The organism is Pseudomonas sp. NMS19W (genome assembly GCF_051554255.1).
Classification (GTDB): domain Bacteria; phylum Pseudomonadota; class Gammaproteobacteria; order Pseudomonadales; family Pseudomonadaceae; genus Aquipseudomonas; species Aquipseudomonas kribbensis.
The window spans coordinates 1,716,409-1,743,222 of the sequence record NZ_CP136718.1 but is presented as its reverse complement, the minus strand read 5'-3'; the positions used below and the strand labels follow the sequence as shown (position 1 = coordinate 1,743,222).

Annotated in this window: 25 protein-coding genes, 4 tRNA genes and 1 pseudogene; 10 read left to right on the top strand and 20 right to left on the bottom strand. The window is 60.3% G+C overall.

The features are described 5' to 3' along the window. Window positions 1–84: 84 nt before the first annotated feature. The 5 genes and pseudogenes from R1A29_RS07995 to R1A29_RS07975 form a co-directional block, all read right to left on the bottom strand. Window positions 85–491: pseudogene (locus tag R1A29_RS07995) on the bottom strand (sel1 repeat family protein). Beyond that, window positions 492–863, bottom strand: coding sequence for a hypothetical protein (locus R1A29_RS07990; protein WP_003223109.1), 372 nt, complete (start codon window positions 861–863; stop codon window positions 492–494). Then, entirely contained in the window at window positions 860–1,201 is a 342-nt protein-coding gene (locus R1A29_RS07985) for a helix-turn-helix domain-containing protein (protein ID WP_007950435.1), read from the bottom strand. The genes R1A29_RS07990 and R1A29_RS07985 overlap by 4 nt, the downstream gene beginning before the upstream one ends. 114 nt (window positions 1,202–1,315) lie before the next feature. After that, on the bottom strand, window positions 1,316–1,771 hold the full coding sequence (locus R1A29_RS07980) for a YkvA family protein (protein ID WP_085710610.1): 456 nt from the start codon (window positions 1,769–1,771) through the stop codon (window positions 1,316–1,318). A 294-nt stretch (window positions 1,772–2,065) separates the two neighbouring features. Continuing rightward, complete coding sequence (locus R1A29_RS07975) at window positions 2,066–2,782, bottom strand: FKBP-type peptidyl-prolyl cis-trans isomerase (protein ID WP_201227346.1); 717 nt, start codon at window positions 2,780–2,782, stop codon at window positions 2,066–2,068. Between the two features lie 270 nt (window positions 2,783–3,052). Between R1A29_RS07975 and R1A29_RS07970 the strand changes: the two genes are divergently transcribed. Both R1A29_RS07970 and R1A29_RS07965 read left to right on the top strand, forming a co-directional pair. Further along, window positions 3,053–4,861 (top strand): di-heme-cytochrome C peroxidase, encoded by a 1,809-nt coding sequence (locus tag R1A29_RS07970; RefSeq protein ID WP_438301106.1) that lies wholly within the window; start codon window positions 3,053–3,055, stop codon window positions 4,859–4,861. 26 nt (window positions 4,862–4,887) lie between these two features. Next, window positions 4,888–6,024 carry a catalase family protein gene (locus R1A29_RS07965; protein ID WP_438302018.1) on the top strand — a complete coding sequence of 379 codons (1,137 nt, stop codon included), beginning with the start codon at window positions 4,888–4,890 and terminating at the stop codon, window positions 6,022–6,024. 145 nt (window positions 6,025–6,169) lie between these two features. Here R1A29_RS07965 and R1A29_RS07960 read toward each other — a convergent pair. From R1A29_RS07960 to R1A29_RS07945, 4 genes are all read right to left on the bottom strand, one after another. Continuing rightward, window positions 6,170–6,246: transfer RNA gene (locus R1A29_RS07960), tRNA-Asp, on the bottom strand. Window positions 6,247–6,265: 19 nt separating this feature from the next. Further along, window positions 6,266–6,341: transfer RNA gene (locus R1A29_RS07955), tRNA-Val, on the bottom strand. Between the two features lie 190 nt (window positions 6,342–6,531). Then, window positions 6,532–6,608 (bottom strand) — tRNA-Asp (locus tag R1A29_RS07950). Window positions 6,609–6,627: 19 nt separating this feature from the next. Beyond that, a tRNA-Val gene (locus tag R1A29_RS07945) sits at window positions 6,628–6,703 on the bottom strand. A gap of 158 nt (window positions 6,704–6,861) precedes the next feature. On the opposite strand from R1A29_RS07945, the gene rdgC reads away from it, so the two are divergent. The 3 genes from rdgC to sugE all read left to right on the top strand — a co-directional run bounded on the left by rdgC (window position 6,862) and on the right by sugE (window position 9,249). Continuing rightward, window positions 6,862–7,782, top strand: a complete 921-nt coding sequence (rdgC, locus tag R1A29_RS07940; RefSeq protein WP_007950430.1) for a recombination-associated protein RdgC — start codon at window positions 6,862–6,864, stop codon at window positions 7,780–7,782. Window positions 7,783–7,856: 74 nt separating this feature from the next. Continuing rightward, window positions 7,857–8,822: a bile acid:sodium symporter family protein gene (locus tag R1A29_RS07935; protein WP_438301105.1), complete on the top strand. Its 966-nt coding sequence runs from the start codon at window positions 7,857–7,859 to the stop codon at window positions 8,820–8,822. Window positions 8,823–8,934: 112 nt separating this feature from the next. After that, window positions 8,935–9,249 (top strand): quaternary ammonium compound efflux SMR transporter SugE, encoded by a 315-nt coding sequence (gene sugE, locus R1A29_RS07930; RefSeq protein WP_085682912.1) that lies wholly within the window; start codon window positions 8,935–8,937, stop codon window positions 9,247–9,249. Between the two features lie 42 nt (window positions 9,250–9,291). On the opposite strand, the gene R1A29_RS07925 is transcribed toward sugE, so the two are convergent. The 4 genes from R1A29_RS07925 to R1A29_RS07910 form a co-directional block, all read right to left on the bottom strand. Next, window positions 9,292–11,166: an MFS transporter gene (locus R1A29_RS07925; RefSeq protein WP_265811897.1), complete on the bottom strand. Its 1,875-nt coding sequence runs from the start codon at window positions 11,164–11,166 to the stop codon at window positions 9,292–9,294. A 98-nt stretch (window positions 11,167–11,264) separates the two neighbouring features. Then, complete coding sequence (locus R1A29_RS07920) at window positions 11,265–12,416, bottom strand: TDT family transporter (RefSeq protein ID WP_438301104.1); 1,152 nt, start codon at window positions 12,414–12,416, stop codon at window positions 11,265–11,267. A gap of 105 nt (window positions 12,417–12,521) precedes the next feature. Further along, complete coding sequence (locus tag R1A29_RS07915) at window positions 12,522–12,833, bottom strand: cupin domain-containing protein (protein WP_438301103.1); 312 nt, start codon at window positions 12,831–12,833, stop codon at window positions 12,522–12,524. 52 nt (window positions 12,834–12,885) lie between these two features. Then, window positions 12,886–14,073 carry an MFS transporter gene (locus tag R1A29_RS07910; RefSeq protein WP_438301102.1) on the bottom strand — a complete coding sequence of 396 codons (1,188 nt, stop codon included), beginning with the start codon at window positions 14,071–14,073 and terminating at the stop codon, window positions 12,886–12,888. 91 nt (window positions 14,074–14,164) lie between these two features. Here R1A29_RS07910 and R1A29_RS07905 point away from each other — a divergent pair, with 91 nt between their 5' ends. Then, window positions 14,165–14,707 (top strand): TetR/AcrR family transcriptional regulator, encoded by a 543-nt coding sequence (locus R1A29_RS07905; RefSeq protein WP_438301101.1) that lies wholly within the window; start codon window positions 14,165–14,167, stop codon window positions 14,705–14,707. Window positions 14,708–14,841: 134 nt separating this feature from the next. Further along, the gene (locus R1A29_RS07900; protein ID WP_438301100.1) at window positions 14,842–18,312 is read left to right on the top strand and encodes a hybrid sensor histidine kinase/response regulator; all 3,471 of its coding nucleotides are present in this window, start codon (window positions 14,842–14,844) and stop codon (window positions 18,310–18,312) included. Window positions 18,313–18,321: 9 nt separating this feature from the next. On the opposite strand, the gene rmuC is transcribed toward R1A29_RS07900, so the two are convergent. Further along, entirely contained in the window at window positions 18,322–19,686 is a 1,365-nt protein-coding gene (rmuC, locus tag R1A29_RS07895) for a DNA recombination protein RmuC (RefSeq protein ID WP_438302017.1), read from the bottom strand. Between the two features lie 175 nt (window positions 19,687–19,861). Beyond that, window positions 19,862–20,185: a sel1 repeat family protein gene (locus R1A29_RS07890; protein WP_438301099.1), complete on the bottom strand. Its 324-nt coding sequence runs from the start codon at window positions 20,183–20,185 to the stop codon at window positions 19,862–19,864. A 952-nt stretch (window positions 20,186–21,137) separates the two neighbouring features. Here R1A29_RS07890 and R1A29_RS07885 point away from each other — a divergent pair. The 3 genes from R1A29_RS07885 to R1A29_RS07875 all read left to right on the top strand — a co-directional run bounded on the left by R1A29_RS07885 (window position 21,138) and on the right by R1A29_RS07875 (window position 23,539). After that, window positions 21,138–21,362, top strand: coding sequence for a hypothetical protein (locus R1A29_RS07885; RefSeq protein WP_007950419.1), 225 nt, complete (start codon window positions 21,138–21,140; stop codon window positions 21,360–21,362). Between the two features lie 276 nt (window positions 21,363–21,638). Then, window positions 21,639–22,121, top strand: coding sequence for a hypothetical protein (locus tag R1A29_RS07880; RefSeq protein ID WP_085710598.1), 483 nt, complete (start codon window positions 21,639–21,641; stop codon window positions 22,119–22,121). A gap of 146 nt (window positions 22,122–22,267) precedes the next feature. Then, entirely contained in the window at window positions 22,268–23,539 is a 1,272-nt protein-coding gene (locus R1A29_RS07875) for an OmpP1/FadL family transporter (RefSeq protein ID WP_438301098.1), read from the top strand. Between the two features lie 98 nt (window positions 23,540–23,637). Here R1A29_RS07875 and R1A29_RS07870 read toward each other — a convergent pair whose 3' ends face one another. From R1A29_RS07870 to R1A29_RS07850, 5 genes are all read right to left on the bottom strand, one after another. Further along, a complete protein-coding gene (locus R1A29_RS07870; RefSeq protein ID WP_085710596.1) occupies window positions 23,638–24,198 on the bottom strand; it encodes a glutathione peroxidase in 561 nt (186 codons plus the stop codon). Between the two features lie 51 nt (window positions 24,199–24,249). After that, window positions 24,250–24,375 (bottom strand): hypothetical protein, encoded by a 126-nt coding sequence (locus tag R1A29_RS07865; RefSeq protein WP_256576024.1) that lies wholly within the window; start codon window positions 24,373–24,375, stop codon window positions 24,250–24,252. Then, window positions 24,372–25,571 carry an MFS transporter gene (locus R1A29_RS07860; RefSeq protein ID WP_438302016.1) on the bottom strand — a complete coding sequence of 400 codons (1,200 nt, stop codon included), beginning with the start codon at window positions 25,569–25,571 and terminating at the stop codon, window positions 24,372–24,374. The genes R1A29_RS07865 and R1A29_RS07860 overlap by 4 nt, the downstream gene beginning before the upstream one ends. A gap of 63 nt (window positions 25,572–25,634) precedes the next feature. Then, window positions 25,635–26,039, bottom strand: a complete 405-nt coding sequence (locus tag R1A29_RS07855; protein WP_007950413.1) for a MarR family winged helix-turn-helix transcriptional regulator — start codon at window positions 26,037–26,039, stop codon at window positions 25,635–25,637. Window positions 26,040–26,082: 43 nt separating this feature from the next. Continuing rightward, complete coding sequence (locus R1A29_RS07850; protein WP_438301097.1) at window positions 26,083–26,814, bottom strand: adenosylcobinamide-GDP ribazoletransferase; 732 nt, start codon at window positions 26,812–26,814, stop codon at window positions 26,083–26,085.

Sequence of the window (26,814 nt, the reverse complement as noted above, 5' to 3'; positions counted from 1 at the left end):
CTGTAACTGATCTTTATCGAACAGCAGACGCAAAAACGGGGCGAGAGGTTTCCCTCTCGCCCCGCTCACGGAACAGATGACTATTTACGAAGAAGAATGCCGGCCGGTCAGCTCTTTCAATTTGAGCTCTGCCAACGGATGTCCGGCCTTGGCGGCCATGGTCCACCAACGAGCCGCTTCCAAAGGGTCCGAGCCTTGCTCGGTGTACCGGCAAGACTGATGACACCGACCTGATACGCAGCCTTGCCATCCCCGGCCAGCGCCGCCAGCCGCAGCAACCGGACGCCCTCCTCACGCGCCCCCAGGCCCACGCCGCGAAACGTCAGGATGTGCCCGTAGAAGCTTTGCGCTCCGACATCGCCCAGGTTGGCCATTCGCGCAAATTGCCCTTCGAGCCAACGCCAGCCTCGGGGCTGACGGACAAACCACGACCAGTGAAACAGCCTACGGGCCAGCCAGTAACTTGCCCGCGCCTTGAGTCGTAAAAACACTCAGGCCTCCGCCGATTCCGGGTACTCGTATTCAAAGACCCGCACCACTTCCGAGGCATGCCAGGAGGCGGCGGCAACACCATCGGACGGGCCGGAAAATCGCCCCAGACGCTCGACACACTCAAAGAAACCGGTGCGTGGCAGGCGACTGGCGCCCTGGCTGATCACCAGCGAACTACGCAACGGTTGTTCGGCTTTCGCATCCAGCGCAGCCAGATGCTCCAGTGCAGCGGTCAGGGTCTGCATCGCCGGAGTCGGCAGTTGCAGACGCTCGAGCAAGGCTCGATAGGTCAGAAGATGGCGCTGCCTGCGCGCCTGGTCCAGCTCCCCCAGCAATCCGTCCCAATGTTGACGACTGATGCGTACGCTCACGATTGTTCCCTCCACCCTGGCACCGTCAACTCCCAGGCCAGGCTGCGGCGAATCGCAGCGTCGGGCAGACGCTCACCGCTTTCGATCATGGCCAGGTAAGACGGGCTGATGCCTACCGTGCGGGCGAGCGCCTCGATGGCGATGCCCTTCCCTTCGCGCAAACTGCGTAATTGATCCAGACCTGGAAGAATCGGGTCCGGTGTGGCCGCAAGCGGCGCTGGAGCCGGTTGCGACGGTGCTTCGTTAATGCCTGCTGCTTTCAGTAGAGCCTGATACTGAGCCCATGGCAGAACCGCATATTCGGGTTCGCCATCGCGTGCAATTATCTGAATATCCATGACTACCCCGTAGGACAACAACACTTAGCGAGTCGGCACTTTTCCCTAGAAGTGTAATCCTAACAGCGGCCAAGGTCGTGGGGGGTATCTATCTGTATAAGAGGCTGTCGCGATTCAGGACTTTTTCGGGCCCTGAAGCTGAAGCTGTTCGGGTGTATCGGGCAATCGCTCGACAACTCTTAGCTTTTCCGGCGCCTGCCGTTGACGCCACAAACGGAACGCACTGAGCTCGTCGTCGAGGGTTTTCATGACCCAGGCAAGAACCGCAATGTCATCGAGCATGCCGAAAACGGGAATGAAATCCGGGATCGCATCCACCGGACTGAGGAAGTACATCAGGGCCGCAACGACCGAAACAATGGCCTTGGGACTGATCGCGCGATACTCGCCACGCCAGTACGCCAGGCACAGGGCCTGGAGCAGGCGCAGGTCATCCTTCAGTTTGCCCAGACGATTGCCTTGGGCGGCGCCTTTGCTGGCCACGGCAAACAACAGTGTCGGCAAGCGGCCACGAGCCAGGAGACGTCCGGCCAATGGCAGGAACCGGGCGAAATTCCATGGAGCTTTCATCTATTTCTCCCGTTGAAATGTTATCCACACAAATTGTGGATAACCTTGTGAACAGAGCTGCATTTCAACGCTGAGAGCCCCGGTTCATAAGGGCTGCGCTCAGATCGGGCGTTTTTTACTCACATAAAAAACCCCAATATTTCATTGACTTGGCGGCTCAGGGCGTCTAGCGCGGGCAGCTACAAAGTCTAGGACTGTCGTGGCGCCTGTCGGTTCGCTCTGTTTACGCCGGGCGTCGACCAGATGCAACAACGCCCCGCATTAGCGAGGCGTTGTTGTCGAAACCGGGGCCAATTACTTGGCTGCGGCGTCTTCCTTGGCTGGATCCTTGATGGCCAGCAGTTCCAGGTCGAAAACCAGAACCGAGTTGGCCGGGATCGCCGGGCTTGGCGATTGGGCGCCGTAAGCCAGGTCGCTAGGGATGTACAGCTTGTACTTCTCGCCAACGTGCATCAGTTGCAGGCCTTCGACCCAACCCGGGATCACACCGCTGACCGGCAGATCGATCGGGCTGCCGCGCTCGACGGAACTGTCGAATACGGTGCCGTTGGTCAGCTTGCCGGTGTAGTGAACGGTCACTACGTCGGTAGGCTTAGGCTGTGGGCCGTCGGCTTTCTTGACCACTTCGTACTGCAGACCGGAAGCGGTGGTGGTCACGCCGGCTTTCTTGCCGTTTTCTTCAAGGAATTTCTTGCCGGCGGCTGCCGACTCTTCGCTCATCTTGGCCATGCGCTCTTCGGCACGCTTTTGCAGTGCAGCGAAGGCTTCGACCAGATCTTCATCTTTCAGCTTCTGTTCTTTCTTGCCGACGGCATCTTCGATGCCCTGGGCTACCGCTTTGGAGTCCAGATCATCCATGCCTTCCTGAGCAAGGCTCTTGCCCATGTTCAGGCCGATACCGTAGGAAGCTTTTTGCGCCGGGGTTTTCAGCTCTACGCTGGTCTGCGAATCACAACCCGCGAGGACCAGGCTAACCAGGGCAACCGCCGCCGCCAACCGATGCTGTTTCATGCTATTTCCTTGTTCATGCGCCGAAAGGGCAATCGAGTAAAGCCGCGAGCTTATCAGGCCGCCACGACCAATGGCTACCGGCATGAGAGCAGGAATCTTCTGATAAGTTCAGGGATTAAAAAGCATTTGAGCAAAGCCATGATGAAGCTTCTGTCATCTTGCCCTGACAGTGACCGATGCCCCTTCCCACAACACTTGGCGTAATGGCCACTTGCCGCACACGACTCGGCTCAGGCATAACAGCGCAACAACTCGACAAGGATGTTCATCTTGCGCCTCTTATTCCGTGTACTGATGCTGATCGTGGTACTGCTGGGCCTGGTCCTGGCGGTGGTTCTCTACTACGTCGCCAATCCGAAACTGCCCTTTCCGGCGCCCGCCCAACAGGTCCATTACCTCAAACAATGGACCGATGAGGAGCGCCAGACCTATTACTTCACGCCACAAGGCACCCAAGTCAAAGGCCTGCGTTACGAATGGTTTCAGGCTCTTGAACTGCCCTTCTCGCAGCAACGTTTCGCGTCCCCGGAATACCTCGCACGCTTCGGTTTTCTGGTCGATCCGCAGCAAAAAGCCACACCGAACAACCCGGGGAATCTGCCGGTGGGCTTCACCCGACATCAAAACCCCGGCAGCGCTGAGCAATATCTGGACATCACCTGCGCGGCCTGCCACACCGGTGAACTGCATCTCAACGGTCAAGCCGTGCGCATCGACGGCGGCTCGGCGCAGCACGTGTTGCCTTCCAGCGTTCCTACATTGCGGGGAGGCAGTTTCGGACAGGCCCTGGTCGCCAGTCTGGCTTCCACTTACTACAACCCATGGAAATTTGAACGCTTCGCCCGAAACGTATTGGGCGAAGAATACGACGCGCGCCACGAACAACTGCGCAAAGACTTCAAAGGCTCGCTGAATACATTCCTCAAAGTGGCATGGAACGACACCCATCGCGGCCTCTATCCCACCGAGGAAGGTCCTGGCCGCACCGATGCATTCGGACGAATCGCCAACGCGACCTTCGGCGATGCAATCTCCCCCACCAATTATCGCGTGGCCAACGCTCCCGTGGATTACCCGCAATTGTGGGACATGTGGACCTTTGACTGGGTGCAATGGAACGGCTCGGCGCAGCAACCGATGGCTCGCAACATCGGTGAGGCGCTGGGGGTTGGTGCGACCCTGAATTTCTTCGATACCAACGGTCAGCCACTGCAGGGTGATGAGCGCTATGCGTCGAGCGTACGCGTGCGCGATCTGCACAAGATCGAAGAAACCCTGCAGAAACTTCAACCTCCTGCATGGCCGGAAGAACTGTTTGGGAAGGTAGACAAACCACTGGCGGCCAAGGGGCGAGCCCTGTTTGCCGAAAACTGTGCGGGTTGCCATGTCCCACGGGTGACGCAGGAAGGCGAACGCTGGGTCCAGCATCTGCACATGCTGCCGGTGGATGTCATCGGCACCGATCCGAACGCGGCCAACAACATTGCCAACCACCGTTTCGATCTGAAGGCGCTGCAATGGAATCCGGCAGAGCTGGAGCAAATGGACGTGAAACTGCATCCCACGCCCAAAGAACCGCTCGACCTCAGCCAGTTATCCGTGGCCAAGGGCCTGGCTTATGTGACGGCATTCGTTGAAAACCGCGCTTATCGTGAAGCCGGCGTCACAGCTCAGGAAAAACCAGAACTCGACGGTTTCGGCCTGCCCATCGGCGTGCGCGAGAAAGTCGCCTATAAGGCTCGCCCGCTCGCAGGCGTGTGGGCCACGCCGCCGTTCCTGCACAACGGCTCGGTGCCGAGCCTGTATCAACTGCTGTCGCCGCAGGATGAACGCTCCACCACTTTCTATAAAGGCACTCTGGAATACGACCCTCGGCATCTGGGGTATCGCACCGAAACCTTTACCAACGCTTTCCTGTTCGACACGCGCATCACCGGTAACCGCAACAGTGGCCATGAATTCCGCGCTGGCGAGCGTGGCAACGGGGTCATCGGACGATTGTTGCAGCCCGAGGAGCGCTGGGCGCTTCTGGAATATCTGAAAGTGCTGGGCGGCCCGCTGGAGGCGCAATTGCCATGATCTTCAATTCGTTCAAGAAGCCATCGATGCTGGCGCGTTTCTGGTTGTGGTTGGGCCGCCTGTTGGGCAAAACCCTGCTGTTCTTGCTGGTGATCGGCCTGATCGGCTGGGCTTTGGCGACCGCCTGGCTTGCCTGGCAGCACCGGGGACCGGTATCGGCACTGGAGCAGATTCCAGATGGCGAAGCGGCCATGACGCAGGACGTTATCCAGACCGCTGTGCGAATTGTCGATCAGCACCGGGAAAGCACGCGTTTTCTGCGCGACGCCCATGCCAAGGCCCACGGTTGTGTGAAGGCGGACGTGCAAGTGCTGCCGGATCTGGCTCAGGATCTGCGGCGCGGTGTGTTCAGCGAGCCAGGCAAGATCTGGCAGGCGACGATGCGTCTGTCCAACGGTAATGCCTACCCGCAGTTCGACAGCATCCGCGACGCCCGGGGCATGGCGATCAAATTGCTCGATGTGCCGGGCAAACAGTTGCTGGGTGACCGCCAGGGCCTGCACGAGCAGGATTTCGTGATGTTCAGCCATCCGAATTTCTTCGTCAGCGATGTCGCTGAATATCGTCAGAATGTGGCGGCGCAGGCTGACGGCAAGAAGGTCATGGCATTCTTTCCGGGCTGGGACCCGCGAAACTGGCAGATCAGGCATTTGTTCATTGCGCTGGCAACGCTTTCTCCGCCGCCCGAGAGCCCGACGCGTACCACCTACTTTTCGGTATCGCCTTACAAGTTCGGCGAGGCCAATGCGAAGTTCCGGGTAATGCCGGACCCGGACAACTGCCCGGCCTACACGCTGCCGAAGCAAAACCAGAATCTGCCGAACTTCCTGCGCAGTGCGCTGAATCAGCAACTGTCCACGGATCGGGTGCCCGCGTGTTTTGTGTTGCAGATCCAGCGTCAGGACGCGAACAAGTACATGCCGATCGAAGACACCAGCATTGAGTGGCGTGAACAGGACAGTCCATTTCAGACGGTGGCCAGGATTACCCTGCCCCCGCAGGACTTCGACACGCCGGCGCTGAACCTGCAATGCGACAACCTGTCGTTCAATCCATGGTTCGGCATCGAGGCCCATCGCCCGATTGGCGGAATCAATCGCCTGCGCAAAGCGGTGTATGAAGCGGTGAGTGATTACCGGCATAGCCGCAACGCCAGCCAGTAACAAACCGCAGAAACGAAAAAAGCGACACCCAGGTCGCTTTTTTCATGCCCGGACGAGCAAAAAGCCAATCACCAGACAGCAAAAAGCCCGCACTTGGCGGGCTTTCCGTGGTGACCTGGCGTTCAGTGTTCCAGGTTACCGAATATGGCGCAGCGGACGGGACTCGAACCCGCGACCCCCGGCGTGACAGGCCGGTATTCTAACCGACTGAACTACCGCTGCGCGAAACGCTTGAAACGAATGGTGGGTGATGACGGGATCGAACCGCCGACATTCTGCTTGTAAGGCAGACGCTCTCCCAGCTGAGCTAATCACCCTTCGCTTCGTTACGGGACGCATTATGCCACAAGTTTTCGTAAAGTGTTGATTTAATTGAAGTTTTTTTCAAATAAATCCGAAAACCGGTGAAACGACACATTCCGCATGTACAACTCGAGGCAGAAAAAAACCCGCCTTGGCGGGTTCTTCCGTGGTGACCTGGCGTTCAGTGTTCCAGGTTACCGAATATGGCGCAGCGGACGGGACTCGAACCCGCGACCCCCGGCGTGACAGGCCGGTATTCTAACCGACTGAACTACCGCTGCGCTAAACACTTGAAACGAATGGTGGGTGATGACGGGATCGAACCGCCGACATTCTGCTTGTAAGGCAGACGCTCTCCCAGCTGAGCTAATCACCCTTCGCTTCGGTGTGGCGCGCATTCTACGGAGCGACCCAACCTCTGGCAAGCACTTTTTTAAATAATTTTCTCAGGCCTTCCAAAGGCTTAGAGAAGGGTTGGCCTATGACCCGGCGAAGACAATAATGCCCCCTTTGTATAAAGGAGAGACTCACCCCATGTGGTTCAAGAACCTGCTTATCTATCGCCTGACCCAAGACCTGCCTGTCGATGCCGAGGCGCTGGAAACTGCACTGGCCACCAAACTGGCGCGTCCATGTGCAAGCCAGGAGTTGACCACCTACGGTTTCGTCGCGCCGTTCGGCAAGGGCGAAGATGCGCCACTGGTGCACGTCAGCGGCGACTTCCTGCTGATCTCCGCCCGTAAAGAAGAACGCATCCTGCCGGGCAGCGTCGTGCGTGACGCCGTAAAGGAAAAGGTCGAAGAGATCGAAGCCGAGCAGATGCGCAAGGTCTATAAGAAGGAACGCGATCAGATCAAGGATGAAATCATCCAGGCGTTCCTGCCGCGCGCTTTCATCCGCCGCTCGTCGACCTTCGCCGCCATTGCGCCGAAACAGGGTCTGATCCTGGTCAACTCGGCCAGCCCGAAACGCGCCGAAGACCTGCTCTCCACCCTGCGCGAAGTGATCGGCACCCTGCCGGTTCGCCCGCTGACCGTGAAAACCGCGCCGACCGCCGTGATGACCGAATGGGTCACCACCCAGCAAGCCGCTCCGGACTTCTTCGTGCTGGACGAGTGCGAACTGCGCGACACCCACGAAGATGGCGGCATCGTCCGTTGCAAGCGTCAGGACCTGACCAGCGAAGAAATCCAGCTGCACCTGAGCACCGGCAAAGTGGTGACTCAACTGTCGCTGGCCTGGCAGGACAAACTGTCGTTCATGCTCGACGACAAGATGACCGTCAAACGCCTGAAGTTCGAAGACCTGCTGCAGGATCAGGCGGAACAGGACGGCGGCGATGAAGCCCTCGGCCAACTGGACGCCAGCTTCACCCTGATGATGCTGACGTTCGGCGACTTCCTGCCGGCGCTGGTTGAAGCACTGGGCGGTGAAGAGACGCCGCAGGGGATTTAAGCCTCTGCGCAGTCTTTGAGTTATCTTCAAACGCCACCGCTTCGGTGGCGTTTTCACATAATAAGGAACAGGCCATGCGCGCACTGGCTGCACTGAGTCGTTTTGTCGGCAACACCTTCGCTTACTGGGTTCTGATTTTCGCCGTGGTCGCGTTTCTGCAACCGGCGTGGTTCCTTAACCTGAAAGGCGCAATCGTGCCGCTGCTCGGGCTGGTGATGTTCGGCATGGGCCTGACCCTCAAACTCGACGACTTCGCCGCCGTCGCCCGCCATCCATGGCGCGTGGCCCTGGGTGTGGTTGCACATTTCGTGATCATGCCGGGGATGGCGTGGCTGCTTTGCCAGATCTTTCATCTGCCGCCGGAAATCGCCGTCGGGGTGATTCTGGTCGGTTGTTGTCCGAGCGGCACCTCCTCGAACGTCATGACCTGGCTGGCCCGGGGTGATCTGGCGCTGTCGGTGGCCATCGCCGCCGTCACCACCCTCCTCGCCCCGCTGCTGACGCCGGCGCTGATCTGGCTGCTGGCTTCAGCGTGGTTGCCGGTTTCGTTCATGGAATTGTTCTGGTCGATTCTGCAAGTGGTGTTGCTGCCGATCGTACTCGGCGTGGTGGCGCAACGACTGCTCGGTGACAGGGTTCGTCACGCGGTGGAGGTTTTGCCGCTGGTGTCCGTGGTCAGCATCGTGATCATCGTCGCCGCCGTGGTGGCTGCCAGTCAGGCGAAAATCGCCGAATCCGGCCTGCTGATCATGGCGGTGGTGATGCTGCACAACAGCTTCGGCTACTTGCTGGGTTACTTCACCGGGCGCCTGTTCGGCTTGCCGCTGGCTCAGCGCAAGTCCCTGGCACTGGAGGTCGGGATGCAGAACTCGGGGCTGGGTGCCGCGCTGGCCAGTGCGCACTTTTCACCATTGGCGGCGGTGCCGAGCGCGCTGTTCAGCGTCTGGCACAACATTTCCGGGGCGCTGCTATCGACCTACTTCCGGCGCATGAGCGAGAAGGAAGATCGTGAGGCTTTGGCTCGGCAGCCTGCCGACTGACCGGGTCCCCGGCGCACATTTTTAGGTACTATGTGCGCCACGCGGGGACGACCCTGCGGCTCAATCGAGTTTTCAATCCGGGGACGGCCCCGTCAATCGATGGAGGTCTTTCATGTCCTGGATCATTCTGTTTTTCGCCGGTCTGTTCGAAGTCGGCTGGGCCGTCGGCCTGAAATACACCGATGGTTTCACCCGTCCACTGCCCACCGTTCTCACCGTCGCCGCCATGGCAGTCAGCCTTGGTCTGTTGGGTCTGGCGATGAAGGAACTGCCGCTGGGCACGGCTTATGCGATCTGGACTGGCGTCGGTGCCGTGGGCACGGTGATTGCCGGGATCATTCTGTTCGGTGAGTCGATGGCATTGATTCGACTGGCCAGCGTTGCACTGATCATCACCGGATTGATCGGGCTCAAGGTCAGCGCCTGAGCCGTTGCCGCCATCCTTCGGGGATGGCGGCTTTCTAAACTACTACCTGACAGTCCCGCGCAACTCCCCGACCAACGCTTGCAACTCCGCAGGTTGCGCCGCTTCAACGGCCACCGGCGAACCCGCCACCAGCGTCACTCGCGACCACAAGCGGTGAAACAGCCCTTTATTGGGATCGCGACTGAAGAAACTCCCCCACAACCCCTGCAACGCCAGCGGAATCACCGGCACCGGCGTCTCTTCGAGAATCCGCGTCAGCCCGCCCTTGAACTCGTTGATCTCGCCATCGGCGGTCAACTTGCCTTCCGGGAAGATGCAGACAAGCTCACCGTCCTTCAGATACTCGGCAATCCGGGTGAAGGCCTTTTCGTAGATCTGGATGTCTTCCTGGCGTCCGGCGATAGGAATGGTCCCCGCCGTGCGGAAGATAAAGTTCAACACTGGCAGGTTGTAGATCTTGTAGTACATGACAAAGCGAATCGGCCGACGCACCGCGCCGCCAATCAGCAAGGCATCGACGAAGGATACGTGGTTGCACACCAGCAGCGCCGCGCCCTCATCGGGGATCGCTTCAAGGTTGCGATGCTCGACGCGGTACATGGAATGGCTGAGCAGCCAGATCATGAAGCGCATGCTGAACTCGGGGACGATCTTGAAGATGTAGGCGTTGACGCCGATGTTCAGCAGCGACACCACCAGGAACAGCTGTGGAATCGACAGTTTGACCACGCTCAGCAACACGATGGAGACGATGGCCGAAATCACCATGAACAGCGCGTTGAGAATGTTGTTGGCGGCGATCACCCGCGCCCGCTCGTTCTCGGCGGTGCGCGACTGGATCAGCGCATACAGCGGCACGATGTAGAAACCACCAAAGATGCCGAGGCCGAGGATGTCGACCAGCACGGCCCAGGTGTGACCAAAGCCCAGGACTTCAGTCCAGCTGTGGCCAACGGCACTCTCCGGGATTCCACCGGAATGCCACCACAGCAACAGCCCGAAAACCGTCAGGCCGAACGAACCGAACGGCACCAGACCGATCTCGACCTTGCGCCCGGAAAGCTTCTCGCAAAGCATCGAACCGAGGGCGATACCGACCGAAAACACCGTGAGAATCAAGGTGACCACGGTTTCGTCACCGTGCATCCACTCCTTGGCATAAGCCGGGATTTGCGTCAGATAAATCGCCCCGACAAACCAGAACCACGAGTTGCCGACAATCGAGCGCGACACCGCGGGCGTCTGGCCCAGACCGAGTTTCAGCGTGGCCCAGGACTGGCTGAAAATATTCCAGTTCAGGCGCATTTCCGGCGAAGCGGCGGCCGCTCGCGGAATGCTGCGGCTGGCGAGGTAACCGAGTACGGCGATGCCAACAATCGCGGTCGACACCAGCGGCGCATAGTGCGACGAAGACATGATGACCCCGGCACCGATGGTGCCGGCCAGAATCGCCAGAAACGTGCCCATTTCCACCAGACCGTTGCCGCCGACCAGCTCATCCTCGTGCAAGGCCTGCGGCAGGATCGAATACTTCACCGGCCCGAACAGCGCCGAGTGCGTGCCCATGGCGAACAGGGCCACCAGCATCAGCGACAGGTGATCGAACAGAAAGCCGACGGATCCCACGGCCATGATGGCGATTTCCGCCAGTTTGATCAGACGGATCAGCGCATCCTTGGCGAACTTTTCGCCGAACTGCCCGGCCAGCGCCGAAAACAGAAAGAACGGCAGAATAAACAGCAGCGCACACAGGTTGACCCAGATCGAACGGTCACCTTCGATGGTCAGCCGATAGAGGATGGCGAGGATCAGCGATTGCTTGAACACGTTGTCGTTGAACGCGCCCAGCGACTGGGTGATGAAGAACGGCAGGAAGCGCCGGGTACGCAGCAGGTTGAACTGTGAGGGGTGACTCATCTTCCGTGTGTCCCTGATGTTGGGTAACGAGTGGCCTGGATACGCTTATTGGAATGTCGATCCGCGATCCAGGCCACACCTTACCTAAACTTTTCAGGTTATTTCTTCAAACCTGCAATGCACGGTGAAACAAACAGCTCGCCGCGCCAGGCGCCTTGCAGTGTGCGCTTGCCGACGATCAGCCACATCACCGCCAGCAATGTCACCAGCACACAACCGGCCACGCTGAAGAATGTCAGGTTCAACGTGCTGCCCAGCTTCAGGGTCGCCAGCGAATACACCCCCAACGGGAAGGTAAACCCCCACCAGCCGAGGTTGAACGGGATGCCGTCGCGCAGGTAGCGCACGGTGATCAGCAACGCCATCAACATCCACCACAGACCAAAACCCCACAGCGTGATCCCGGCCACCAGACCCAGGCCCGAAGCGATTTCACCGATCCCCGGCAGACCGTTGGCCGCGAAGATCGCTGGCGCATCGCCGCCCAGCAGCAACATGCCCAGGGCACCGGTGCCGATCGGCCCCAGGGCCAGCCAGCTCGACGCCGCCATGTTCTCGTGGGGCAGTTTGTGCAGGGCCATGCGCAACAGCAGGATAGTCAGAATGCTGAACGCCACCGGCAGGGAAAACGCCCAGAGCACGTAGCTGGTTGTCAGCACGACCAGTTGCGAGTGCGCGTCGGCCAGATGCGGCGCCAGCAATCCACCGCTGGCCGCCGCCACTTCCGCCGCCACCACCGGCAACAGCCAGACGGCGGTCATCTGATCGATGCTGTGTTCCTGACGGGTAAACATCATGTAGGGAATCAGCACACCGCAGGCCAGCGACATCGCCACGTCCAGCCACCACAGCACTTCAGCCAGATGAATGACGCCCTCGCCCCAGCGCGGCAGACCGAACAGCAGAAAACCGTTGATGATGGTCGCCAGCCCCATGGGAATGGTGCCGAAGAACATCGAAACCGTGGAGTGGCCGAAAATCCGCCGCGCTTCATCAAAAAACAGAATCCAGCGTGCGGCGTAGGCAGCGGTAAACAGCACGAACAACAGAATGTTGAACATCCACAGCCCTTCGGCCACGGCGTGCAGACCGGGAATAGAAACGGGCAATTGCGCCAGCGCCAACGCCAGCACACCGGTACCCATGGTCGCGGCGAACCAGTTCGGTGTGAATTGACGGATCACTTCACGCGGATGCTGAAGCTGGCTGAAAGGCTTGATGCCGGGTTTGGCACTGTTGGGGCAAATCATCATGAACTCCTGTCCTCAGGTGAGGTTGAGTCCATGGTAGAACCGAATCGAATATCTATATAACGGGTAATTTCTCTAACTGTTATCTATTTTACAGATATAGGCCTACACGCTGCCTTCAGTCTCGATCACCAGAATCCGCGCGGCGCCTTGTGGGTGGGCAACATGCTCCGTGCCGATGGACGCGTAGAAGATGTCACCGACATCAAGCTGCACCTGCTTTTCTTCGCCCTCTTCGCGGTAATGCATGAGCACCTGACCGTCGAGCACCACGAACACTTCCTCGCCGTCGTTGACGTGCCATTTGTACGGCTGGTCGGTCCAGTGCAATCGCGTGGTGATGCCGTTCATGTTGGCGATATCGAGCGCGCCCCAGGCACGCTCGGCGGTGAAAGACTTGCTGCGGATAATCTTCATGAATCGGTCCGTGAGAAGAATGGGCTGGCCAAGGCTAACCGAATCCGCAGGTTTATGGCGCGCTGCAGGTCTTGACCGCCTGCGCACGGAAACTCATCAACAGCGCGCCGACCGCCAGCACAATCAGCACCGCGCCATACACATCGGTGGTCGCCAGCAGGCCGAGGCTGTGGGTGAAGTGCCCGGCCAGCAATGCTGGCAGACAGAACGCCAGGTAACTCAGTACATAGAATGCCGACATCAACCCTGCGCGCTCATGGGGCAACGCCAGCGGTACCAGACTGCGAACCGCCCCCAGAAAACCGGAGCCGAATCCACACCCGGCGACCAGCGTACCGAAGAAGAACAGCGACAGACTGGCGCTGTGCACGCCCAGCAGCATCAACACGATGCCGGCTGGCAGCAGGCTTGCGCCAAGTTGCAGCGCCCGGGAGGCTGGTCGATTGCGCAATGTGAAAATCATCAGTGCACCGGTCACGGTCAACGCCGCCACGGTCGCGCCGCCGATCAGATTGGAAGTGGAACCGGTCGCCGTGCGTACCAGCGATGGAGCGAGCGAGGCATAAAAACCGCCGAGCGCCCAGGTCGCGGTGTTCAGCGGCAATACCCGCCACAGTGTGGAACGCGCCTGAACCGGCACATGCAGGGTCGGCCGCAGCGAGGCCCATGCTCCGGCTTGCGGCGAAACGCTTTCCGGCAGGCGCCAGACATAAACCCCCTGCAACACAAACAGCACGAGTAGCAGCCAATAGGTCAGTTGCAGCGGTGCAGGCGCGAATTCCACCAGCAAACCGCAGCCCATCGAACCTAGCGCCATGCCAAGCAACGGCGCCACACTGTTGATCAGCGGCCCTTGTTGACGGTCAGTGTCCAGCAGCGTCGCGCTCAACACGGCGGTGGCCATGCCGGTGGCAAATCCCTGCAGCACTCGCGCGCCGATCAGCCAGCCGACGCTGTCGGCGTAGATAAACAGCAGCATCGCCAGGGCATTCAGGACAACCGCGGTGAAAATCACCGGTTTGCGTCCCAGGTGATCCGACAACGAGCCGACCGTCAGCAGCGCGGCCAGCAGACTCAGCGCGTAAACGCCGAAAATCAGGGTCAGCACCGCTGCCGAGAAATGCAGATGGTCCTGATACAGGTGATACAACGGCGTCGGCGCGGTGGATGCGGCGAGAAAACTGAGTAAGGTGATCGCCAGAAACCACAGGCTGGAACGGTTGGAAGCAAGGCCGGTCATGAGCACACTCCTTAAAAGCTATTTTTTTGCTTTTGCGGAGTGTGCGCCCGACTTGCGCTTAAAGCAAATTCTTTGTGTTAAGGTCTGGCACATGCCTATTAAAGAAAGTAGCCGTCCCGGCGGCCGAAGCGCCCGGGTACAGGAATCGATTCACGGCGCCGTGCGCGCACTCCTTGAAGAACAGGAGCGCTCCAGCGTGACCGTCCCGCAAATTGCCGCACGGGCCGGGGTTACGCCCTCTACCATTTATCGGCGCTGGGGTGATCTGTCAGCGCTGCTCGCCGACGTCGCCCTCGCCCGCCTGCGTCCTGAAAGCGATCCGCTGGAAACCGGCAGCCTGCGCGGTGACATCCGCGCCTGGGCCGAACAGTATCTGGATGAGATGAGTTCCGAGCCGGGGCGCAATGTCATGCGTGACGTGCAGGCCAGCGCCACACCGGGATTCTGCATCGCGATCATTGCCGATCAGTTGCAGACCATTGTCGATCGCTTCCCGGATCAGTCGCCACCAAGCGTGGATCACCTGATCAACCTGGTGGTTTCGCCGACGGTGTTCCGCATTCTGTTTGCCGTGGAACCGCTGGAAGTCGAAGAAGTTCACCGCTTGATCGACATCGCGCTCAAGCCGGACTGACCACGGAACTGCCCGGTTCAGCTCCTGCGACACCCCGCCACGCCACGACCTTGGTCGACACTGACTAACCGCCGCGCACATGCGAGACTGTCTGGCCGGGCGTGAGTCCGGTCGTATTTTGTCGGGAGTGCTCCATGTCGTTGTCCACCGGGCTGATCGCCGCCGTCGCCCTGGCCTATATGGCCATCATGTTCGCCATCGCCTTCTACGGCGACCGTCGCAGCGCGCCGTTGCCGCCGCGGATGCGTGCCTGGGTGTACAGCCTGTCGCTGGCGGTCTATTGCACCAGTTGGACATTCTTCGGCGCGGTCGGTCAGGCGGCCGAACAGCTGTGGTCATTCCTGCCGATTTATCTCGGGCCGATCCTGCTGTTGCTGGGCGCGCCGTGGGTCCTGCAAAAAATGGTGATGATCAGCAAACAGGAAAACATCACCTCCATTGCCGACTTCATCGCCGCCCGTTACGGCAAATCCCAATCGCTGGCGGTGGTCGTGGCGCTGATCTGTCTGGTCGGCGTCCTGCCTTATATAGCCTTGCAACTCAAAGGCATTGTCCTTGGCGTGAACCTGTTGATCGGCGCCGGCGCCGATGCCATGGGCACCCGCGCCCAAGACACGGCGCTGATCGTATCGTTGGTGCTGGCGCTGTTCACCATCGTCTTCGGTACGCGCAACCTCGACGCCACCGAGCACCACCGGGGCATGGTGCTGGCGATCGCGTTCGAATCGCTGGTGAAGCTGTTCGCCTTCCTCGCCGTCGGCGCCTTCGTCACCTACGGGCTGTATGACGGCTTCGACGACCTGTTCAATCAGGCAATGCTCGCCCCGCGCCTTGAGGAATACTGGAAAGAAACCATCAACTGGCCGTCGATGGTGGTGCAGACCGGCGTGGCGATGATGGCGATCATCTGCCTGCCCCGGCAGTTCCACGTCACCGTGGTGGAAAACATCGACCCGCAGGATCTGCGCCTGGCCAAGTGGGTGTTTCCGACTTATCTGGCCTTGGCCGCGCTGTTCGTAGTCCCTATCGCGCTGGCCGGTCAGATGATGTTACCCAGCTCCGTCCTCCCGGACTCCTTCGTCATCAGCCTGCCGCTGGCCCAGGCCCACCCGGCGCTGGCGATGCTGGCGTTCATTGGTGGCGCCTCGGCAGCCACCGGCATGGTGATCGTGGCGAGTGTGGCGCTGTCGACCATGGTCTCCAACGACATGCTGTTGCCGTGGCTGTTGCGGCGTAACAATGCCGAGCGGCCGTTCGAAGTGTTCCGTCAGTGGATGCTCTCGGTACGCCGGGTCAGCATCGTGGTCATTCTGTTGCTGGCTTACGTCAGCTATCGCCTGCTCGGCTCCACCGCGAGCCTGGCGACCATCGGCCAGATCGCCTTCGCCGCCGTGACTCAACTGGCACCGGCGATGCTCGGCGCGTTGTACTGGAAACAGGCCAACCGCCGCGGCGTGTTCGCCGGCCTCGCCGCCGGCACGTTCCTGTGGTTCTACACTTTGATCCTGCCGATTGCGGCCCGCAGCCTCGGCGTGCCGCTGGAGACGTTCCCGGGACTTGCCTGGCTGCACAGCAACCCGCTGAACCTGCCGATCACCCCGCTGACCCAAGGCGTGGTGCTGTCGCTGGCGGGCAACTTCACCCTGTTCGCCTGGGTCTCGGTACTGTCGCGCACGCGGGTGTCGGAGCACTGGCAGGCCGGGCGCTTCATTGGTCAGGAAATCAGCGCCCGGCCGAGCGCACGCTCGATGCTGGCGGTGCAGATCGACGACTTGCTGCAACTGGCGGCACGGTTTGTCGGCGAGGAGCGTGCGCGGCAGAGCTTTATCCGCTTCGCCTATCGCCAAGGCAAAGGCTTCAACCCGAACCAGAACGCCGACGGTGAATGGATCGCCCACACCGAGCGCTTGCTGGCCGGTGTCCTCGGCGCCTCTTCGACGCGGGCTGTAGTAAAAGCCGCCATCGAAGGTCGGGAAATGCAACTGGAGGACGTCGTCCGGATCGCCGACGAAGCCTCGGAAGTGCTGCAGTTCAACCGCGCGCTGCTGCAAGGCGCCATCGAAAACATCACCCAAGGCATCAGCGTGGTCGACCAGTCGCTGAAACTGGTGGCCTGGAACCGGCGTTATCTGGAGTTGTTCAATTACCCGGACGGTTTGATCAGCGTCGGCCGACCGATTGCCGACATCATCCGCTACAACGCCGAACGCGGTTTGTGCGGCCCCGGCGAAGCGGAAGTCCACGTCGCCCGGCGACTGCACTGGATGCGTCAGGGCCGCGCTCACACCTCTGAACGACTATTCCCCAACGGCCGGGTGATCGAACTGATCGGCAACCCGATGCCCGGCGGCGGTTTCGTCATGAGTTTCACTGACATCACCGCGTTCCGCGAGGCTGAGCAGGCACTGACCGAGGCCAACGAAGGGCTGGAGCAACGGGTCAGCGAACGGACTCAGGAACTGTCGCAACTCAACGTCGCGCTGACAGAGGCCAAGGGCAACGCCGAGGCGGCCAACCAGTCGAAAACCCGCTTCCTGGCGGCGGTCAGCCACGACTTGATGCAACCCTTGAACGCCGCACGGCTGTTCTCCGCCGCCCTCTCCCATCAGGACGATGGCTTGAGCGGCGAAGCGCAGAAACTGGTGCAGCATTTAGACAGTTCGCTGCGTTCGGCCGAAGACCTGATCAGCGACCTGCTGGACATTTCCCGCCTGGAAAACGGCAAGATCAACCCGGATCGCAAGCCGTTCGCGGTCAATGAGCTGTTCGACACCCTTGGTGCCGAGTTCAAGGTTCTGGCGCAGGAACAGGGTCTGAGCTTCCGGGTCCGTGGCAGCCATTTGCGCATCGACAGCGACATCAAATTGCTGCGACGGATCCTGCAAAACTTCCTGACCAATGCCTTCCGCTACGCCAAAGGCCCGGTCTTGCTGGGCGTGCGCCGGCGACAGGGCGAGGTTTGCCTGGAGGTGTGGGATCGCGGGCCGGGGATTCCGGAAGACAAGCAGCAAGTGATTTTCGAAGAATTCAAACGCCTCGACAGCCACCAGACCCGCGCCGAGAAAGGCCTGGGCCTGGGCCTGGCGATTGCCGACGGCTTGTGCCGGGTGCTCGGGCACACCTTGCGCGTACGTTCATGGCCGGGGCGCGGCAGCGTGTTCAGTGTGCGGGTGCCGCTGGCACGGACGCAGACTGCACAACCGAGCGCTGGGGTCGAACTCAACGGCAAGCTGCACAGCGGCGCGCAGGTACTGTGCATCGACAACGAAGACAGCATTCTGATCGGCATGAACAGCCTGCTCACGCGTTGGGGTTGTCAGGTGTGGACGGCGCGCAACCGCGAGGAATGCGCGGCGTTGCTGAGCGATGGCGTGCGGCCGCAACTGGCGCTGGTGGACTTCCACCTCGATCACGGCGAGACCGGTACCGAGCTGATGGCCTGGTTGCGCAAGAGCTTGGGCGAACCGGTGCCCGGCGTGGTAATCAGCGCCGACGGGCATCCGGAAACCGTGGCGCAGGTGCATGCGGCGGGGCTGGACTATCTGGCCAAACCGGTGAAACCGGCGGCGTTGCGGGCGTTGTTGAGTCGCTATTTGCCGCTCTAGAAAAGCAGCTTACTCAGGCAGTTCGACCAACCCATCGGCATCGGTCATCGCGCGCTCCAGCAGATCCGCCGGCAGGCTCTTGCTCGCTCGTGCGCCGAGCAACTTGAGCTGCTCGCTGCGGCTGACCAGGTTGCCGCGCCCTTCCGTCAGTTTGTTGCGCGCTGCGCTGTAGGCTTTGTCCAGTTGCTGCAGACGATTGCCGACTTCATCCAGATCCTGAATGAACAGCACGAACTTGTCGTACAGCCATCCGGCACGCTCGGCGATTTCCCGGGCGTTCTGGCTCTGGCGCTCCTGCTTCCACAGGCTGTCGATGACCCGCAGGGTGGCGAGCAGCGTGGTCGGGCTGACGATCACGATATTGCGATCGAAGGCTTCCTGAAACAGCGTCGGCTCGGCTTGCAGCGCTGCGGAAAACGCCGCTTCGATGGGCACGAACAGCAAGACGAAATCAAGGCTGTGCAGGCCTTCCAGACGCTTGTAGTCCTTGCCGGCCAGACCTTTGACGTGACTGCGCAGCGACAGTACGTGCTGCTTCATGGCGATCTGGCCGATGGCATCGTCGTCCGCCGCCACATATTGCTGATACGCGGTGAGGCTGACCTTGGAGTCGACCACCACCTGCTTGTCGCCCGGCAGGTAAATGATCACGTCGGGTTGGAAGCGTTCGCCGTCCGGGCCCTTGAGGTTGACCTGGGTCTGGTACTCGCGGCCCTTTTCCAGCCCGGCATGCTCGAGGACTCGCTCGAGGATCAATTCGCCCCAATTACCTTGGGTTTTCTGGCCTTTCAGGGCGCGGGTCAGGTTGGTGGCTTCATCACTCAGGCGCAGGTTCAGTTGCTGAAGACGCTCCAGTTCCTTGGCCAGGGAAAAGCGCTCGCGGGCTTCGGCCTGATAGCTTTCCTCGACCCGTTTTTCGAAGGACTGGATGCGTTCTTTCAGGGGATCAAGCAACTGCCCGAGGCGCTGCTGGCTGGTTTCGGCGAAACGCTGTTCACGCTCGTCGAAGATCTTCCCCGCCAGTTCGGCGAACTGGGCGCGCAACTCGTCGCGGGAGCCTTGCAGGTCATCGAGGCGTTGTTGATGGCTTTCCTGCTGCTCGCGCAATTCGGCATTCAGGGAAGCGGCCTGAGCATCCAGGCGCCGCAGTTCGGCTTCCTTGCTGGCACGTTCGAGGTTCCAGGCATGGGCGGCGTCGCGGGCATCGTCACGCTCGATCTGCAACAGTTCGACTTCCCGGCGCACGGCCGCGAGATCGGCTTGTTTGGCGGCATTGGCCTGGCCGAGATCGGCCATTTCGTCGCGACAGGCTTCGAGCTGGGCGTTGAGGCCGTCCTGGGCCATCTGCGCCATGGCCAGCCGCTCTTCGAGCAACGCGACTTCGGACTCGCCATGACTGGCCCGGCGCTGCAGTTGCCAGGCCAGCGCCAGCAACGGTAACGCCGCGCCTGCCAAGCCGAGCAAGATGCTGGTCAAGTCCATCGCCATAGTGATTCCCGCCGATCCGATAAAGCCTGAAGGTTAACCAAGGCGTCAGGTCTTGGACAGCTCAGTCTTCGATCAGGCCGAGTTCCTGTTGCGCACGCCGATCACCCGCGCGGGCGGCCTGACGCAGCAAATCCTGACCGATACGGCGATCCCGGGCGTTGCCGCACTCACGGCACATCAACTGGCCAAGTCGGCTTTGCGCCGCGACAACGCCTTCCCGGGCCGGTTGCTTGAGCAGGCGACCGGCGAGGTGTTTGGCGTTCTGGCTGTCGCCCAGGTGCGGGCTGTCGAGCAGCCATTCGGCCACGCGCACGGAAAATCGCTTGGGAGCGGTAACACGAGGGGGTTGGGAAGTAACAGAATCTGGAGATGAACGAAACTTCATAAAGCACTGCGGGACAGATCGGAGGGCGCGCCACTCTACTCTTTTTTTCGCACAGGTAAAGTCGAAAAAAACCCGGCACGCCCGTGCTAGAGCAAGCGCTCGGGACAATCCACAGAAGCTGTGGATAACTCAGTGGACAACCGCCCCCGACTCGCCGCAAAGCCTTGTGGAATGGGGCCCGCAGTCAAACTGACGATTTTTTCACCAGTAAAAAAAAGCGATGTTTTTCATTGACTTAAACTTTCGTTACAGGCAGCCACCGGGGTCAGGTTCGATGTGACAGCGTCGTTACCGTCCGCGCAACTAATGTGCACAAGTACCTGTTACGCGGTTATATCGGTGCGCTTTTTCGGGTCGTTTTGCCAGCCGGACTGGGGATAAGCCCTTGCGCTGTGCTGATTCGGCTCGCCCACCGTGACGACCGACGGTCGGAATGTGAGCCAAATCGGGGCGGGGCCGGGGCTCAAGGAACAGTCCGTCTGTTCTTTTTAAAAATCGGGTTTGCCTTCCTCGACGTGTTCCGTTAGTATCCGCGGCGTTAGTACCAAGCTGAAAGTCAATTCCGGTCGAACAACCCCCACGGTCAGCCTTCTCTCAGAGAAGCCTCCACCGAAAAAGCGGGCCCGACCCCTCGATGGTTTCCAGGTAAATCTTGCGACGACACAGCCTTTGAATCGAATCAAAGGATGTTGCAAAGAACCGTTACTCTGACCGAACCAACCTGCAAATTGATCAGGATCTTCACCCCGGGCCCAGAACCTCTGCCCTCGATGTGTTGCCTGTCCTCCTAAGTACCTACCTGCCAGCCCAAGCGCGCCAACTTATCAGCGCTTCAAACTGGCTGCTTTGTTCCAGTCGGGTTCTTCGTTCGACCAATGGTGGTCTGCGTTACTGGAACGTTTTAACGTTGCACGGTTCTTATCCGTGTCATTTGTAGGAACACCTAATAACTATGTCTACTCAAATCCAGACTCAGGATGCCATTCGCACCCTAACCAACGCTTTTGCTCCAATGAACTGCCTGATCATGGCCGCTCGCAAAGGCTGCTTCAGCTTCACCGTGGTCAATGAGCACGGGATCGCCCGCCATAGCGAACGTCTGTACCCTGATCAATACTCCAGCGCCGAACCGCTGCAGGCCGTGATTGATCGTACCCGTCAGGCGTTGATCGCCTGAGAGGCCGAAATGGCTGCAAAAGCAAAAGCCCCGCCTGAAAAGCGGGGCTTTTTATTGCCCGATGTTTCTCTTTTTACCCTTCCCGGTTAAGCACCAACCGATATAACGGTTATAACTGCCCGCCGGAAATATTTTAAAAACAGGCCTTTACGTCGCGAATATGACACTACACTTCAACTCAAGCGGCGTGATCCGCTTCCGGCGGGCCTGAGTCGATCCACAGCTGCCAAGCTCCCCTTCAGGTCTCGCCGCCCAATAACAAGATCCGAGGGTTTTATGGGTATCGCTGCCAGCGAACTGTGCCGCTATGTGATCCGTCCGACGCTGATTTATCTGGGACGCCACTGCGCCACCGCCGAATCCCTGCTGCTGGGCATCGCCGCCAGCCAGTCCGCCCTGGGTTCAGCCCTGCATGACCGCCGTGGCCACGGCCTGTACCGGATTGCCGAGCATCGCCACCAGGCGCTGTGGGACCACTACCTGGCGCTCGATCCGGAGCGCGCCAGCCTGGTTCGTGGCCTCGCCAGCCAGCATGCCTTTCTCAGCAGTCCCCACCTCGAACTGACCGTCAATCTGCGTTACGCCACTGCCATTGCCTGGCTGCTGGTGGAAGAACAGACCCCCACACTCCCCGACCCGGACGACCTGCTCGCAATGGCCCGTATCTGGCGTCAGACCTTTCAACCCCAGGGTCGTCTGCGCGACTTCACCTGTGCTTGGCAGACCTGTGTTTCACCGCTGAATCAGGTCGCGTGCTGACTCACCGGTTTCGCAAGATCGGCCAACGGGTCGCGAATCTGGTCGGATTGTCCTACAAAACCGCTCTAACTCAAGCCATACGGACTATAGCGCTGGGACGAAAATGTTGGTAATTTTCGCCCCGGTGATCACCAGGAGTTCTAATAATGAAAAAAGTAATGCTCAAAACCACCATTAGCCTCGCCGTTTCCCTGGCATCCACGCAGATTTTCGCCGCTGGCTTTGCCATCAACGAACACAGCATCAGCGGGATGGGGACTGGGTACGCCGGGCGATCTTCTTCTGCCGACGACGCAAGCACTGTTTACGGCAACCCTGCCGGCATGTCGCGCCTCACTCGCGAACAAGTCACCGGTGGCGTTGCATTCCTCGATGCCAAGACCGATATCAGCGACGCCAGCTCCAGCCCTAACGGCGGCAGCAACAAAGGCGACATGGTGCCCTTCACCTCAGTTCCTATGGGTTTCTACGTCAAGCCGATCGACGAGCATTGGGCATTCGGCCTGGGTGTGTACGTACCCTTCGGCCTGATTACCGACTATGAAAAAGGCTTTGCCGGCCGCTACTTCGGCAGCAAGTCCGAAGTACAAGTCATCACCTTCCAGCCAACCGTCAGCTACAAGTTCAACGACGTTGTGTCGATCGGTTTCGGTCCAACCATCAACCGTATCGACGGCACCCTGGAATCCAACCTGTCGATCACCCAGGCCCTGCCGGACGGCAAGGTCAAGATCAAGGGTGACGACACCGCACTGGGCTACAACATCGGTGTTCTGGTACAAGCGACCGACACCACTCGCCTGGGCCTGACTTACCACTCGAAAGTCGACTACAAACTCGAAGGCAACACCAAGGTCAACTACGGCGCACTGGCCGCAGTCGGTCTGGGCGCCAGCCAGAAGTACGACGCTTCGCTGAAGATCACTACCCCTGAGTCCGTGGACTTCTCGGTCACCCAGGCGATCAACGACCGCTGGAACGTCTACGCCGGTACCACCTGGACCCGCTGGAGCCAGCTGGAAAAGATCACCGTCAAGAACTCCGGTGTACAGCCTCTGCTGGCCGGTCAGTTCGGCGAGATCACCGAAGAGCAGAACTGGCATGACAGCTGGGCCTACGCCGTCGGTACTTCCTACCAGCTGAACAAGGAATGGGTACTGCGTACCGGTCTGACCTTCGACCAGTCGCCGACCAACAACGTCGACCGTTCGCCGCGCATCCCTACCGGTGACCGGACCATCTTCAGCATCGGCGCCGGCTGGAGCCCGACCGAAGACCTGACCATCGACGTCGCCTACTCCTACCTGAAGGAAGAAGCCGTCAAGATCCGCAACGAAAACGATCGTGGCCAGACCTACGATGCCAAGTATGAAAACTCGGCAAACGGTTTCGGTGTCGGTGCGACCTACCGCTTCTGATGCTGTACGGCGAGGCTGAGCTCTTTACCATTTGAGGCCTCGCCCATAAAAAAAGCCCCGCTCTCTTTACAGAGGCGGGGCTTTTTAGTGGGCGTCGATCAGGGTTTCAGCGGTTTCGATGCAATGGCCTTCTCGATGGCCGCGAGAAATTCCGGATCATCCGGTTTGGTCAGGCTGGAGAAATTGGCGATCACCTTGCCCTGGCGATCGACCACGTATTTATAGAAATTCCACTTCGGCGCGCTGCTTTGCGCGGCAAGTACCTGGAACAGGTGGGTGGCACCGTCACCACGGACTTTCTGCGGCTCGGTCATGGTGAACGTCACGCCGTAGTTGGCGTAACAGACCTTGGCGGTCTCGGCGCTGTCCTTGGACTCTTGCTTGAAGTCATTGGAGGGGACGCCAAGCATTTCCAGCCCTTGCGCCTTGTAGCGCTGGTTGAGCGCTTCGAGACCTTCGAATTGCGGGGCGAAACCACAGAAGCTGGCGGTGTTGATCACCACCAGCGGTTTGTCGGCGTAGCGCTGGCACAGGTCGATGGATTCCTTGGCCCGCAATTTGGGCAGCGAACCTTGCAGCAATTCCGGACAGTCCGCGGCCTGGGCCAGTCCGGTCAACGCCATCAGCAACGCGGGAACAGCACACCAGCGCTTGAGCATGTCGGGCATCCTTGAGAGTCGTCAGAACCCGACGTTACTCGCCCTCAGAGCCTACAGGCAAGCGCCCATGCCCAACTGCATCAGCGCCAGGCCGCCCTGATGCCAGCCCCACCACACCAGCGCCAGCAAGACAGCGCCGAGTGCGGTGATGGCGATTCGTGGCCAGATTCGCTTCATGCCGCGCTCGTACGGGCCTGCAGACGCTCGACCGGACGCTCGCGCACCGGCCAGTTCAGCGCGGCCGCCAACAGGCTCAAGAGAATCGCCACTTGCCAGATCAAGTCATAACTCCCGGTACGGTCATACACCACCCCGCCCAGCCAGCCGCCGAGGAACGAGCCGAGCTGGTGGAACAGGAACACGATCCCGCCGAGCATGGACAGGTTTCGCACGCCAAACAAGGTCGCCACCGTGCCGTTGGTCAACGGCACCGTCGACAGCCACAGGAACCCCATCGCCATACCGAACAGATACGCCGTAGTCGTCGTCACCGGCAGCCACAGGAACAGCACGATCACCACTGCCCGCAGCAGGTACAGCCCGGTCAGCAAGCGCGGCTTGGACATGCGCCCGCCGAGCCAGCCGGCGGTGTAGGTGCCGAAGATGTTGAACAGCCCGATCAACGCCAGCACTGTGGTACCGACGGTGGCCGGCAGATGCTGGTCGACCAGATACGCCGGCAGGTGCACACCGATGAACACTACCTGGAAACCGCAGACGAAGAAGCCGAACGCCAGCAGCCAGAACCCGGAGTGCGAGCAGGCTTCGCGCAGGGCTTCGGACAGGGTTTGTTCATGCCCGAGCACCGGCAGCGGCTTGTCCTTGAGCATGCTCACCAGCGGCACGATCAGCGCCACCAGCAGGCCCAGCACCAGCAATGCCGCCGACCAGCCCAGCCAGCCGATCAGCCCGAGGGTGCCCGGCAGCATCGCGAACTGACCAAAGGACCCGGCGGCGCTGGCAATGCCCATGCCCATGCTGCGTTTCTCCGGCGGAACAGCACGACCGACCACACCGAGAATCACCGAGAAAGAAGTACCGGAGAGCCCGATACCGATCAGCAGACCGGCACTCAGGGACAGACCCAAAGCGGTCTCCGACAGCCCCATGAACACCAGGCCCAAGGCGTAGAGCACGCCACCGATCAGCACCACTTTTGCCGCGCCGAAGCGGTCGGCCAATGCGCCGGTGAAGGGTTGTGCCAGGCCCCAGATCAGGTTCTGCAGGGCGATGGCGAAGGCGAACACCTCGCGCCCCCAGCCAAACTGGGCGCTCATCGGCGACAGAAACAGCCCGAAACCGTGCCGCACACCCAATGACAACGCCAGAATCAGCGCACTCCCCAGCAACACCCAACCGCACGCACGCCACATCGAACTCATTGTTATTCTCCAGTCGCGGGTATATACCCGCTTAGATTCGGAAAAAACCGGCCCTCAGGCCAGCTCATCCAACAGCCGCAGCAAGGTTTCACGCTTCTCGGCGCCCAGTCGGTCGATCAACCGCTGTTGCGCCGCTTCCCAGGCCGGCAGGGCCGCTGCCAGGCGTTGTGCGCCGGTTTCGGTGAGCCGGACGATGCGGTTGCGCATGTCTTCGCCTTCGGCCAGCGCCACCAGCCCCTCGCCTTCCAGCACCCGCAGATTGCGCCCGAGAGTGCTGCGGTCCAGCCCCATGGCCTCGGCCAGTTCGGAAATGCTCGGTTGATCCAGACGCTGCAGGTTGCACAGCAGAGAATACTGGGCAACGTTGATCCCGAAGCCGTCGAGAGCGCCGTCGTAATGCCTGCTGACGCCACGGGCGGCGCGACGCAGGTTGGTGCACAAACATTGAGAAGGAAGCATGATGCGTGTATATACCCGCGACTGTGTTAAATCAAGTTACAGATCAAAATAAGGCCAGCCCGACCAGCACTGACATCTCCAGCAATTCCAGCAAGGCACCGGCCGTATCACCGGTGGTTCCGCCCAGTCGCCGCACCATCAAATGCCGCAGCCAGATGAACACGACGACCGACAGCAGCAGCGCCACGACAGCGTTGAACCCGGCGATCAGCACGCACACCACTGAACTCACCGCCAGCACCTGCCAGCCCGTTTTGCGCGGCAGATGATCGGCCAGCGCCTGCCCCAATCCGCCGGCCCGCACATAGGTGGTGGTGAGGAACAGCCCGAGCAGTGCTGCTCGCCCAATTAGCGGGACAATGATCAACGCCATACCTTGTTGTTTTTCGATCAACGCCAACAACGCGGCGTATTTGAGCAGCAACACCAGCACCAGCGTCACCACCGCGATCGGCCCGCTGCGCGGATCCTTCATGATCGTCAGCGTGCGCTCGCGATCACCGAAGCCGCCAAGCCACGCATCGGCGCTGTCCGCCAGGCCGTCGAGGTGCAGTGCGCCGCTGAGCAGCACCCACACCGTCAGCAGCAACGCCCCGTGTAGCAACAATGGCGCGCCGGCCAAAACGATGTTCAGCGCCCAGAGAATCACGCCGAACAGCAATCCTACCAGCGGATAAAACAGCAGCGAGCGCCCGAGTTGTTCAGGTGCCGGCATGCCCGGCAGACGAATCGGCAGGCTGCTGAGAAATTGCAGGGCGATCCACAGGGGCAGCAT